Annotated in this window: 12 protein-coding genes; 6 read left to right on the top strand and 6 right to left on the bottom strand. The window is 64.0% G+C overall.

Translation table 11 applies throughout. The features are described from left to right. Positions 1 to 19 precede the first annotated feature (19 nt). The gene (locus AC0L2V_RS20445) at positions 20 to 961 is read right to left on the bottom strand and encodes a threonine/serine dehydratase (protein WP_473521008.1); all 942 of its coding nucleotides are present in this window, start codon (positions 959 to 961) and stop codon (positions 20 to 22) included. A 50-nt stretch (positions 962 to 1,011) separates the two neighbouring features. On the opposite strand from AC0L2V_RS20445, the gene AC0L2V_RS20440 reads away from it, so the two are divergent. Continuing rightward, positions 1,012 to 1,314, top strand: coding sequence for an ArsR/SmtB family transcription factor (locus AC0L2V_RS20440; RefSeq protein ID WP_287054036.1), 303 nt, complete (start codon positions 1,012 to 1,014; stop codon positions 1,312 to 1,314). Between the two features lie 68 nt (positions 1,315 to 1,382). Here the strand turns inward: AC0L2V_RS20440 and lysA are convergent, their stop codons facing one another. The 3 genes from lysA to argH form a co-directional block, all read right to left on the bottom strand. After that, positions 1,383 to 2,651 carry a diaminopimelate decarboxylase gene (gene lysA / locus AC0L2V_RS20435; protein WP_473521007.1) on the bottom strand — a complete coding sequence of 423 codons (1,269 nt, stop codon included), beginning with the start codon at positions 2,649 to 2,651 and terminating at the stop codon, positions 1,383 to 1,385. Positions 2,652 to 2,703: 52 nt separating this feature from the next. Next, entirely contained in the window at positions 2,704 to 2,910 is a 207-nt protein-coding gene (locus tag AC0L2V_RS20430; protein WP_473521006.1) for a hypothetical protein, read from the bottom strand. Between the two features lie 226 nt (positions 2,911 to 3,136). Beyond that, entirely contained in the window at positions 3,137 to 4,537 is a 1,401-nt protein-coding gene (argH, locus tag AC0L2V_RS20425; RefSeq protein ID WP_473521005.1) for an argininosuccinate lyase, read from the bottom strand. A gap of 34 nt (positions 4,538 to 4,571) precedes the next feature. On the opposite strand from argH, the gene tlpA reads away from it, so the two are divergent. The 5 genes from tlpA (at position 4,572) to AC0L2V_RS20400 (ending at position 9,700) form a co-directional block, all read left to right on the top strand. Next, complete coding sequence (gene tlpA / locus AC0L2V_RS20420; RefSeq protein ID WP_473521004.1) at positions 4,572 to 5,258, top strand: thiol:disulfide interchange protein TlpA; 687 nt, start codon at positions 4,572 to 4,574, stop codon at positions 5,256 to 5,258. Between the two features lie 231 nt (positions 5,259 to 5,489). Next, the gene (gene ugpB / locus AC0L2V_RS20415) at positions 5,490 to 6,800 is read left to right on the top strand and encodes a sn-glycerol-3-phosphate ABC transporter substrate-binding protein UgpB (protein ID WP_027153376.1); all 1,311 of its coding nucleotides are present in this window, start codon (positions 5,490 to 5,492) and stop codon (positions 6,798 to 6,800) included. An 83-nt stretch (positions 6,801 to 6,883) separates the two neighbouring features. Beyond that, the gene (gene ugpA, locus AC0L2V_RS20410; RefSeq protein ID WP_128176137.1) at positions 6,884 to 7,768 is read left to right on the top strand and encodes a sn-glycerol-3-phosphate ABC transporter permease UgpA; all 885 of its coding nucleotides are present in this window, start codon (positions 6,884 to 6,886) and stop codon (positions 7,766 to 7,768) included. Between the two features lie 8 nt (positions 7,769 to 7,776). Beyond that, positions 7,777 to 8,625 carry a sn-glycerol-3-phosphate ABC transporter permease UgpE gene (gene ugpE / locus AC0L2V_RS20405; protein WP_023797226.1) on the top strand — a complete coding sequence of 283 codons (849 nt, stop codon included), beginning with the start codon at positions 7,777 to 7,779 and terminating at the stop codon, positions 8,623 to 8,625. 7 nt (positions 8,626 to 8,632) lie between these two features. Beyond that, complete coding sequence (locus AC0L2V_RS20400) at positions 8,633 to 9,700, top strand: sn-glycerol-3-phosphate import ATP-binding protein UgpC (RefSeq protein ID WP_473521003.1); 1,068 nt, start codon at positions 8,633 to 8,635, stop codon at positions 9,698 to 9,700. Between the two features lie 48 nt (positions 9,701 to 9,748). On the opposite strand, the gene AC0L2V_RS20395 is transcribed toward AC0L2V_RS20400, so the two are convergent. Together AC0L2V_RS20395 and AC0L2V_RS20390 are read right to left on the bottom strand one after the other, a co-directional pair. Then, entirely contained in the window at positions 9,749 to 10,831 is a 1,083-nt protein-coding gene (locus AC0L2V_RS20395) for an ABC transporter ATP-binding protein (RefSeq protein WP_473521002.1), read from the bottom strand. Then, on the bottom strand, positions 10,828 to 12,414 hold the full coding sequence (locus AC0L2V_RS20390) for an ABC transporter permease (protein ID WP_473521001.1): 1,587 nt from the start codon (positions 12,412 to 12,414) through the stop codon (positions 10,828 to 10,830). Before AC0L2V_RS20390 ends, AC0L2V_RS20395 begins: the two co-directional genes overlap by 4 nt. Positions 12,415 to 12,550 lie beyond the last annotated feature (136 nt).

Here is a 12,550-nt window from a genome sequence, read left to right as displayed (position 1 = left end):
AGGACTGCCCCCGCTATCGTCAGAATTTAGCCGGATTGGCGTTTGCACCGCAGACCAGCACGGCGACACGCTCGCCCGCAGCCGCCGCGTAGCGGCCGGACAGGAGCGCCGCGAAGGCCGCGGCGCCGCCCGGCTCGGAGATGATTCGCACCCGGTCCCAAAGCGCCGCCTGCGCGGCGATGATTTCGTCGTCGCTGACCAGTATGGAACGCTCGACGAAGGCCTCGGCGATCGGAAACATCATCTCGCCGACGCGCTTCGGTGCCAGCGAATCGGCGGCGATGCCCTCAGTCGGCGCATCGACGGGCCGGCCGGCCTCGAAGGCGCGATGAAGCGTCGGCGCGCCCTCCGGCTCGACGGCGATGATCCTGATGCGGCCGGCAAACCAGGCGGCGATGCCGCCGATCAGGCCGCCGCCGCCGACGGCGACCAGCAGCGTGTCGAGTTCAGGCAGGTCGGTCTCGATCTCAAGGCCGAGCGTGCCTTGCCCGATCAGCGTTTCCTCCTGGTTGAACGCATGGATCCGCAGCGCGCCGGACCTTTCGGCAAAGTCTTCGCTGGCGGCCAGCGCTTCGGCATAGCGTGCGCCACCGACGACCAGCTCGGCGCCATAGCCGCGGATGCGTTCCAGCTTGGCCGGCGGGCTGACTTCGGGAACGAAGATGGTTGCCTTGTGGCCAAGCCGCATGGCGGCGTAGGCGACCGCGGCACCATGATTGCCGCCCGATGCCGCGACGACGCCAGCCTCGGGAACCGGCCGCTCGAGAAGATTGGTGAAGGCGCCGCGCGCCTTGAACGAGCCGGAATGCTGCAGGCATTCGAGCTTCAGGTCGACGCCAAGAGGCGGACGGCCGAAATCGGCCATATCGACGCGCAGCACCGGTGTGTGGCGCACGAAGGGCCGGATGCGCGGCTCCATTGCGGCGATGCGTTCGCGGGTGATGCTATTGCCGTTCAGCATGGTCTGCTCCCAAGGGTTGACATCACTTAGTAACTTAGCAAAATGGCTAAATGCAAGAGATTGATGTCTTCAAGGCGATCGCCAACGAGCGCAGGCTGCAAATCCTCGATTGGCTGAAGGATCCGCGCGCGCATTTTCCGCCGCAGACCGATGGCGATCTGGTCGAGGACGGCGTCTGCGCGCTGCTGATCGCGGAAAAGCTGGGGATTACCCAGGCGACGCTCAGCGAGCATATGCGGGTGCTGACCCAGGCCGGCCTTCTGCGCAGCAAGCGTATCAAGCAGTGGACGTTCTATCGCCGCGACGAGGGCAGGATCGCCGAGACCAGGGCGCTGATTCAGCACCGGCTGTAGCACTGCAGACGATCCATTCTTGTTGACCATGATCTTTTCCGAAACCGCCGTTTTTCGGGATCATGGGTCTATTCCAGCCAATCAGGTAGCGAATCCAGGCCGATCAGCTCGTCATAGGTCTGGCGCCGGCGCACGACATGGAAACGGTCGCCGTCGACCAGCACTTCAGGCACCAGCGGCCTGGTGTTGTAGGTGCCGGCCTGCACCGCGCCATAGGCGCCGGCAGTGGCGACGGCGATCAGGTCGCCGGCCTTCAGCCGCGGCAGATCGCGGTCGAGGCCGAGATAATCGCCGGTCTCGCAGACCGGGCCGACCACGTCGACCGTCATGCGCGGCGCCGCGGCCGGCTGCTGCACCACCGGCTTGATGTCATGGAAGGCGTCATAGAGCGTCGGCCGGATCAGATCGTTCATCGCGGCGTCGACGACCAGGAAATTCCTGGCGTCGCCCTCCTTCACGAAGATCACCTGGGAGACCAGGATGCCGGCATTGCCTGATATCAGCCGGCCCGGCTCGAACATCACCTTCAGCCCGAGCTTGGCGACGTGCTTCTTGACGATCTGGGCATAAGCGTCCGGCAGGGGGGGCGGGCTGTTGTCGACGCGGTAGGGAATGCCGAGGCCGCCGCCGAGGTCGATATGCTCGATGGCGTGCCCGTCGGCGCGCAGCACGCCGACCAGTTCCACCAGCAGCGCAAAGGCGTCGTCGAAGGGCTGCAATTCGGTGATCTGGCTGCCGATATGAGTGTCGATGCCGGTGACCTTGATGCCAGGCAGCTCAGCTGCGCGGGCATAGACCTTTCGCGCCTTCTGCCAGGGAATGCCGAACTTGTTCTCGGCCCTGCCGGTGGAGATCTTCTTGTGGGTCTTGGCGTCGACATCCGGATTGATGCGCAGCGAGATCGGCGCCACCTTGCCCAGCGCCGCGGCGCGGGCTGACAGCAATTCCAGTTCCGGCTCGGATTCGACGTTGAAGCACAAAATGCCGGCCGAGAGTGCAAGATCCATTTCGCGCGCGGTCTTGCCGACGCCGGAAAACAGGATCTTGTTGGCCGAAATGCCGGCGGCCAGCGCGCGGCGCAGTTCGCCTTCCGAGACCACGTCGGCGCCGGCGCCGAGTTTTGCCAGGATTTTTAGCACAGCCTGGTTGGAATTCGCCTTCATGGCGTAGCAGACCAGCGCGTCGAGCCCGGCAAAGGCCTGCGCAAACACGCGGAAATGTCTGGTCAGCGTCGCCGTCGAATAGCAATAGAACGGCGTGCCGATGCTTGCGGCGATTTCTGATATCGCCACGTCCTCGGCATGCAGCACGCCGTCGCGGTAGTCGAAATGGTTCACGAGAATGGTTCCGGAAGTTGGAGCACGACGAGATCGGCCGATCTCATCGGCTCTAGATCAACGGGTCGAGAATGAACTTCTTGTCCTCGACGGGTTTTTCCGGCTCCGGCGGCACGGGCTGCTCGGCCTTTTGTGCGTCCTTGCGCGCCTGCACGGCCGCCTCATAGGGCGTATCGAGCCCGGCTTTCCTGCCGCAGGCCGTTACGGTTGCCAGCGCCGCCAGCAGCGTCAGCGTCACCCAAATCCTGCTTGCGGTCATCGATCCATCCGTCCGAAACTTTTGCCCGCCGCTTTTAGCCGAGTTTTTCCGGCATTGCACCTAGTGTGGTGGATTTGAAGTTCCTGGCATTGATGGCATTCGCGTTGAGGAACTTCAAATCCAAAAACCACACTAGAATTCATTGAATTACTCGTGCGGCTTTTGACGAAATTCGCTCGCCGCGCTGCTCCAACGTGATGCGAATTTCGGATTCACCGCACGAGCATCACGCCCTCGCAATGTGCTTTTTCCAGTAGCGGATCTGCTTCCTCACTTCCGACGGCGCGGTGCCGCCGAAGCTCGTGCGGCTCTTCACCGAGTTTTGTACGGCAAGCACCGAAAACACGTCCGTCGTGATGCCGGGGTGAATGGACTGCAAGTCTTCCAGCGGCAGCTTGTCGAGCCCGATCTTCCTCTCTTCGGCCAGCGCCACGGCTCGGCCGGTGACGTGGTGCGCCTCGCGGAACGGCAAGCCAAGGCTGCGCACCAGCCAGTCGGCAAGATCGGTCGCAGTCGCATAGCCTGACCCGGCGGCCTTCTTCATGGCGGCGGCATTCACCGTCATGTCGCGCACCATGCCGGTCATTGCCGCCAGCATCAGGTCGAGTGTCTCGGCGGCGTCGAACACGGATTCCTTGTCTTCCTGCATGTCCTTGCCGTAGGTCAGCGGCATGCCCTTCATCACAGTCAGCAGGCCGACCAGATGGCCGGTGACGCGGCCGGTCTTGCCGCGCACCAGTTCGGCGGCGTCGGGGTTCTTCTTCTGCGGCATGATCGAGGAGCCGGTGGAGAATGAGTCCGACAGCCTGACGAAGCCGAATTGCGGCGTCGACCAGATGATGATTTCTTCGGCCAGCCGCGACAGATGCGTCGCGCAGATCGCCGCCAGCCCCAAAAACTCGAGCGCGAAATCGCGGTCCGAAACGCTGTCGAGGGAATTGCGCATCGGCTCACGGAAGCCGAGCGCCCTGGCCGTCTGGTGCCGGTCGATCGGAAAGCTGGTGCCGGCAAGCGCGGCCGCACCGAGCGGGCTTTCGTCCATCCGTTCGATCCCGTCGCGAACACGCGACAGGTCGCGCGAAAACATCTCGACATAGGCCATGCAGTGATGGCCGAAGGTCACCGGCTGCGCCGCCTGCATGTGGGTGAAGCCCGGCATTACCGTTGCCGCATGCTCCTCGGCCCGCTCCAGGAACGCCGTAATCAGGCCCTTCAGCGCCTCGGCGACGCGAAAGCACTCGTCCTTGACCCATAGCCTGAGATCGACCGCCACCTGGTCGTTGCGCGAACGGGCGGTATGCAGGCGGCCGGCTGCCGGGCCGATCAGCTCGGCAAGGCGGGCCTCGACATTCATGTGGATGTCTTCCAGCCTGGTCGAGAACTCGAACGTGCCGGCTTCGATCTCTGCCAGGATCGTGTTCAGCCCGTGAGCGATTTCTTCTTGATCGGCCGCCGAAATAATGCCGGTTTGCGCCAGCATCTCGCTGTGGGCGATCGAGCCTCGGATATCCTGCGCGTAGAGTTTGCGGTCGAACGAGATCGACGCGTTGATCGCTTCCATGATCGCGGCCGGACCCGAGGCAAAACGTCCGCCCCACATCTGGTTGCTGGCCTTCTTGTCGCTCATCGCTATAACCCGTGCTTCCGGAGCAGTTTTAAAAATGGCAGACGGCAATCGATTTTTCCCGGCCCCGCGCCTCATCCTCGCCGCTTTGGTGGCAGGCGTGCTTGCCGGCGCGGTCGCGGTATATGTCAGCGAAAGCGGTTCTGGCAACAACGCCCCCGCTCAAGTCGCCGTTGGCGACAGCAAGGACGATGTTGCCTGCGCCGCCAAGGCCGAGCGCGCCAAGACAGTCGCGGCGGCCGCCACCGGCCAGGTTGCAGCACTTTTGCCGGCCGATCCGCCGCAATCGCTGAAGGGCCTTGCCTTCAACAGCCCCGACGGCAAGCCGATGACGCTCGCCGACCATGCCGGCAAGACGGTGCTGCTCAATCTGTGGGCGACATGGTGCGCGCCCTGCCGCGCCGAAATGCCGGCGCTCGACGCGCTGCAGAACGAAATGGGCAGCGATGCTTTCGAGGTCGTCGCGGTCAATGTCGATGCCGGCGACGACAGCAAGCCGAAGAAGTTCCTCGAGGAGACCGGCGTCAAGGCGCTCGACTACTACCGCGATTCGACGATGGCGCTGTTCAACGATCTCAAGACACGCGGTCTGGCGCTCGGCCTGCCGGTCACCATGCTGATCGACGGTGAAGGCTGCCTGATTGCCCACATGAACGGCCCGGCAGAATGGTCGAGCCCGGACGCCAAGCGGCTGGTCGAGACGGCGCTCGGCAAGTCGGACTAATGCATGTCGCGCAAAGTGCGACGCGCTTTTAGGCGCCGGCGATTATTGCCGTTTTGTTCGTAAGCCGGCTTGGCAATTCCTTTCCACCGGCTCCTGTTCGGAAGCGTGCGCTACTTTAAGTGGAAATCAAGTTCATCGGTCCGCAACAAAACCGTTGTCCAATTGTCACGGGCGGCACATATTGGCTTTGCGAGAGTGCCCCTTTCGCCAATGACAAACGGGAGATGAAACATGAAGTTCTTCGGCTTCGCGGCCGGTGTCGCCGCCACCTTGACCCTGCTTTCCACCACCTCCGCCTTCGCCGTCACGCAGATCAGCTGGTGGCACGCCATGACCGGCGCCAACGCCGAGGTCGTCGGCAAGATCTCCAAGGATTTCAACGCCAGCCAGAGCGACTATGAACTGGTTCCGGTGTTCAAGGGCACCTATCCGGAGACGCTGAACGCCGGCATCGCCGCTTTCCGCGCCGGACAGGCGCCCGACATCCTCCAGGTGTTCGACGTCGGCACCGGCGTGATGATGGCGGCCGAGGGTGCGATCAAGCCGGTTGCCGAGGTGATGACCGGTGCCGGTATGACCTTCGACAAGAGCCAGTATCTGCCCGGTATCGTCGGCTATTATTCGAAGCCGGACGGCACCATGCTGTCCTTCCCCTACAACTCCTCCTCGCCGATCCTCTATTACAACAAGGATATCTTCCAGAAGGCCGGCCTCGACGTGAACAACCCGCCGAAGACCTGGAACGAGGTGTGGGAAGCCGCCAAGAAGATCAAGACGAGCGGCGCCGCCCCTTGTGGCTATACCTCGACCTGGCTGACCTGGATCCATCTGGAGAATTTTGCGGCGTGGAATGATGTGTCGTGGGCGACCCAGCAGAACGGTCTGGCCGGCGGTGATGTCGAACTCAAGATCAACGCGCCGATTTTCGTCAACCACTTCCAGGCGCTCGCAGACCTCGCCAAGGACGGCACCTTCAAATATGGCGGGCGTACCTCCGAAGCCAAGCAGATCTTCCTCGCCGGCGAATGCGGCATCTTCACCGAATCGTCGGGCGGCCTCGGCGACATCGTCAAGTCCGGCATGAACTATGGCATCGGCCAGCTTCCCTACGACAGCGACGCCAAGGGCGCACCGCAGAACACCACGCCGGGCGGCGCCAGCCTGTGGGTGTTCGGCGCCAAGTCGGACGAGCAATACAAGGGCGTTGCGGCATTCTTCGCCTACCTGTCCAAGACCGATGTGCAGGAATATCTGCACCAGAAGTCGGGATACCTGCCGGTGACGCTCGCTGCCTACGAGGCGACCAAGAAATCGGGCTTCTATGACAAGAACCCCGGCCGTGAGACACCCATCCTGCAGATGACGGGCAAGGCGCCGACCGACAACTCGAAGGGCGTACGCCTGCCGAACCTGCCGCAGGTGCGCGATATCCAGAACGAGGAGTTCGAGAAGATGCTGGCCGGCCAGCAAACCGCTCAGCAGGCGCTTGATAACGCGGTCACGCGCGGCAACGCCGCAATCAAGGAAGCGCTGGAGAACTGACGGGATTATCTCGGTTGGTGTCTGTTTGAATATCGCCCACGCGAGCTCGCGTGGGCGTCCCCGAGATAGCGAAGGAAATCAGCCTGTCTCCCCGCGTCGTCTTTCCCAATAAGATCCTGCCCTACCTGCTGGTGGCGCCGCAACTCGCCATAACACTGGTTTTCTTCTACTGGCCGGCTGGTCAGGCGCTTTACCAGTCGATGCTCAGGCAGGATCCGTTCGGGCTGAGGACCAGGTTCGTCTGGTTTGCCAATTTCCGCAAGGTGCTGGCCGATCCGGCCTACCTCAATTCGATCAAGGTCACCGTGGTGTTCTCGCTTGCGACCGCGATCGTCGCGATGTGCGTGGCGCTTTTGCTTGCGGTCATGGCCGAGAAGGCGGTGCGCGGCAAAGGCCTCTACCGCACGCTGTTGATATGGCCTTATGCCGTGGCGCCGGCGATTGCCGGCATGCTGTGGCTGTTTCTGTTCAATCCTTCGATCGGCTCGTTGGCGTATTTGCTGAGAAGCCTCGGCATCGCATGGGATCCGCTGCTCAACGGAACCCACGCCATGATCCTGCTTGTGTCGGCGGCTGCCTGGAAGCAGATCAGCTACAATTTCCTGTTCTTCGTAGCCGGTCTGCAGGCAGTGCCGAAAACGCTGATCGAGGCGGCGGCCATGGACGGCGCCGGCGAGACCAAGCGCTTCTGGACCATCGTCTTCCCGCTGCTCGCGCCGACCACCTTTTTCCTGCTGGTCGTCAACACCGTCTATGCCCTGTTCGACACGTTCGGCATCGTTCATGCCGTCACCGGCGGCGGGCCGGGCAAGGCGACCGAGACGCTGGTCTACAAGGTCTACAATGACGGCTTCGTCAATCTGATCCTGGGCGACTCGGCGGCGCAGTCGGTCATCCTGATGGCGATCGTCATTGCGCTCACCGCCATCCAGTTCCGCTACGTGGAACGCAAAGTCCACTACGGTTGAGGGCAGCGATGATCGGCCAGTCCCCGCTCCGCACTTTCATCGCCCATGCCGTGCTGATCCTCGGCATATTGATCGTGGCTTTCCCGATCTACTACACGTTCGTTGCCTCGACGCACACGCTGCAAACCATCCTCAGGCCGCCGCTGCCGCTCTTGCCCGGCGGCCAGCTCTGGAACAACTACAGCGAGGCGCTGTTCGGCGGCATTGGCCGCATCGGCGGTGTCAGCGTCGGCCAACTGCTCCTCAACACCACGATCATGGCGCTCGGCGTTGCGGTGGGAAAGATCTGCATCTCGATCCTGTCGGCCTATGCGATCGTGTTCTTCCGCTTTCCCCTGCGCATGACCTTCTTCTGGCTGATCTTCATCACCTTGATGCTTCCGGTGGAAGTGCGCATCCTTCCGACCTACAAGGTGATGGTCGATCTCGGCATGATCGACACCTATGCCGGCCTGATCATCCCGCTGATCGCCTCGGCCACCGCGACGCTGCTGTTCCGCCAGTTCTTCATGACCATACCGGGCGAATTGGTCGAGGCGGCGCGCGTCGACGGCGCCGGGCCATGGCGCTTCTTCTTCGATATCCTGTTGCCATTGTCGCGCACCAACATCGCGGCGCTGTTCGTGATCCTCTTCATCTACGGCTGGACGCAGTATCTTTGGCCGCTGCTGGTCACCAACAGCAACGACATGAACACCATCGTCATCGCGTTGAGAAAGATGGTTTCCTTCGCCGATGCCGATACCGAATGGCACCTGGTCATGGTCACCGCGATGCTGGCCATCGTGCCGCCGATCCTGGTGGTGGTGCTGATGCAACGCTGGTTCGTGCGCGGCCTGGTCGAATCCGAAAAGTGAGAAGCTGATGGCGACCGTCGATCTGAAGGACGTGAAGAAGGTCTATCCCAGTGGCGTCGAAGCGGTGAAGGGGGTCTCCATCGCCATTCCCGACAAGGAGCTTTGCGTGCTGGTCGGCCCCTCCGGTTGCGGCAAGTCCACGCTGCTGAGGATGATCGCCGGGTTGGAGACCATTTCCGCCGGTACGGTCGCCATCGACGGCAAAGTGGTCAACGCCATCGGCCCGACCGAGCGCGACATCGCCATGGTGTTCCAGAACTACGCGCTTTACCCGCATATGAAAGTCTATGACAACATGGCCTATGGCCTGCGCAATCGCGGCACGCCGAAGGACGAGATCGACAGCAGGGTGCGTTCGACCGCCAAGGTGCTGGAGCTTTCGGCGCTGCTCGACCGGCGGCCGCGCGAACTTTCCGGCGGCCAGCGCCAGCGGGTCGCCATGGGCCGCGCCATCGTGCGCAATCCGAAAGTCTTCCTGTTCGACGAGCCGCTCAGCAATCTCGATGCCAAATTGCGCGGGCAGATGCGGGTCGAGATCAAGAACCTGCAGCGCACGCTCGGCGTCACCTCGGTCTATGTCACCCACGACCAGCTCGAGGCGATGACGCTGGCCGACATCCTTGTTGTCATGAACGCCGGGTTGGTCGAGCAAACGGGCGCGCCGCTCGACATCTACGAAAAGCCGGCGTCGATCTTCGTCGCTTCCTTCATCGGCGCGCCGCCGATGAACCTCCTGGCGCTGACCGGAAGTTCCTCAGGCCCGATACTGGCTGACGGCACCGCGATCGGCTTTGCGGCTCCCGGAACGCAAGCCGTGACGCTGGGGTTTCGCCCTGAAGATGCCGACGTCACCTTCAATGCGGAGGCGCTGCCCGGTGCGCTCGTCCTGCCGGCGACAGTCGAAGCGGTCGAGCCGGTCGGGGCCGAAAGCTTTCTTCACTGCGCCGCAGCCGGCAGCCGTATCATCGTGCGCGTCTCAGGGCGCGCCACCGCAAAGCCCGGCGACCAGTTGCGTGTCGTGGCCATTGCCGAAAAGCTGCACTGGTTCGATCAGGCCGGCAAGCGGGTCGACTGAAGCCGGCCTCTCGGCCTGACTGGCGAACTGCGCGAGACGCAAGACCGTTCAGGCGAACACATGCGCCTTGCCCGACACCGTCAGTCGGACGATCTCGCCAACCACCGGTGTGTCCATGCCTGGCTTGCGCAGGACCAGTGGCGTGTTGCCGATCGCGGCTGCGTCCGGCGGATCGGGACTGTTCAAGAGCCGCACCGCGATGGTGCACATCGAGCCGGCGAATTCGGACTCCGTGACTTCGCCGAACAGCATGTCCGGCGTGCCCGACATGCCTTCGCGCGATGTTCGTTTCAACAGCACCTGTTCCGGCCGCAGCATGATGCGGACGAGATCGCGCCGCTCGGTGCTGTCGACGGCGATGCGGCCGAGCGGCGAGCTGGCGAAGCCGTCCGCGATCCTGGCCGGCAGGATGATGGCGTCGCCGAGGAATTCGGCGACCATCCGGTCCTTCGGCTTGAGATAAAGCTCGCGCGGCGTGCCGACCTGCGAGAATTTGCCGTCGCGCATCACCGCGACCTGGCTGGCAAAGGACAGCGCCTCGGCCTGGTCGTGCGTGACCAGGATCGTGGTGATGCCGGCGGCCTCCAGAAGCTCGGCCACCGCCTTGCGCATCGAGGCGCGCAGGCCGGTGTCGAGCGCCGAGAAAGGTTCGTCGAGCAGCATCAGCCGCGGCTTCATGGCCATGGCGCGGGCCAGCGCCACACGCTGCTGCTGGCCGCCTGAGAGCTCGTGCGGCCGCCGTTTCAGGATCGCCTTGTCGAGCCCGACGATATAGGCGAGCTCGGCGATACGCTCGCTGCGCTTGTCCTGGTGATGCCGCATGCCGAAACCGATATTGGCGGCGATGCTCAGATGCGGGAACAGGGCGCCGTCCTGCGCCACCACGCCGATGCCGCGCCGATATGCCGGCACGGCAGCGCCGCCATTGGCCAGCACCTCGCCGTCGAGCACGATGCGACCCTGGTCCGGCGCCTCAAAACCGGCGATCAACCGCAGCAGGGTCGTCTTGCCGCAGCCGGACGGCCCGACGATCGCCGTGCGGCTGCCGCTGGCCACGCTGAGGTCGACGCCGGCCAGTGCGGCCACCGGGCCGTAGTGCTTGTGCACATCGGTGAGTTCGAGGAAGCTCATCGCCCGGCCATCCGCTTCGACTGGACGTAGAGCAGCCAGGTCAGCGGCAGCGACATCGCCACCATGATGAGCGCGTAAGGTGCGGCGGACGCATAGTCGATCTCGCCGCTGTGGGCCCAGAACGCCATCGCCAGCGTGCGGGTGCCGTTGGGCGCCAGCATCTGGGTGGCGGTCAATTCGTTCATGATGCCGAGCGCCACCAGCGCCATGCCCGCCGCGGCACCCGGCGCCGACAGGCGGATCGTCGTCGACCACAGCGCCCTGAGCGGTGGCCGGCCGAGACTGGCGGCGGCGCGTTCGAGCTCGACCGGCGCCTGCGCGATCGACGCCCGCAGGCTGATCAGGGCGCGCGGCAGGAACATCAGCGCATAGGCTACGAGGATCGTGAACAGGGTCTGATAGAGCGGCAGCGCGATGCGCACCGTGATGGTGACCAGCGCCAGCGCCACGACGACGCCGGGCAGCGAGCCGACGATGTAGTTGCAGCCCTCCAGAAGGCGCTGCAGCGGCCCCGGCGCGCGGATCGAGATCCAGGCCATCGGCATGGCGGCGATAGTGGCGAGCAGGGCGCCGGCGAGCGCCAGGAACAGGGTCTGGCCGAGCGCCAGGCCGATCTCATCGAGGCGCCAGACATCGGCGCCGCCGGCCACAAGCCAGCGGCCGATGGTGACGAACGGCACGCCAAGCGCCAGCAGCGCGGTGACGACGGGCAGAGCCAAGCACGGGATGGTGGCGCGGCCGAGCCTTGTGCGTTGCTGCTGCCGCGCGGCGCCCGAGCCGACGCGGGCATAGCGCTCCTCGCCGCGCACCAGCACTTCCATCCCGAGCAGCACGAAACAGCATGTCACCAGCACCGCAGCCAGCATGTTGGCGGCGGGGCCGTTGAAGGTCGACTGGAACTGGTCGACGATCGCCGTGGTGAAGGTATCGAAGCGGATGAACACGTAGAGGCCGTACTCGGCCAGGAGATGCAGGCCAACCAGCAGCGAGCCGCCGCAGATGGCGAGCCTGAGTTGCGGCAGCACGACCCGCCGGAACACGCGCCATGGCCCGAGGCCGACGGCTGCCGCGGCATCTTCGAGAGCAGGATCGAGCCGGCGCAAGGCTGCCGCCACCGGCAGATAGAGGAACGGGAAATAGGCGACGACGGAAACCAGGACGCCGGCCCACAGCCCGTGCAGTCCGGGCACCAGGGTAATCCAGGCGTAGCTGTGGACGAAGGCGGGGATGGCGAGCGGCGCCACCGACAGCCAGGCCCACAGCCGGGCACCGGGAAGGCTGCTGCGTTCGGTCAGCCAGGCCAGCGCCACCGAGAGCACGATGCAGATCGGCACCGCCAGCACCACCAAAAGCAGGGTGTTGACCAGGAGCTCGCCAACACGTGGCCGGAAGACCAGTGCCGATACGGTGTCCCAGCCAGTCTGCACGGCAATCCAGATGATGAAGGCGAGCGGCAGCAGCGAGAACAGTGAGACCAGGATGGCGGCGAGCGAAATCCAGGATATCGGCCGCCGGCGCCTCCAATGCACAGCCACCATGCCGGTCGGCAAGTCTGAACGTGCAAGGTCGGCCGCAGGCAGCATCAGCTCAGACGCCGAGCCGTTGCCGCCCGGTGGCGGAAACGATCGCAGAGCCGCAAACACGGCCAAAAACGCAGCTTGTCGTCATGGACGAATGCCACCTCGAAAACAGAGCGCTCCTGCGGAAGCGAATTCCCGC

Source organism: Mesorhizobium sp. WSM4814, assembly GCF_055811595.1.
Note: the sequence above shows the minus strand (reverse complement) of the source record. Positions and strands in the feature narration are given on the sequence as shown.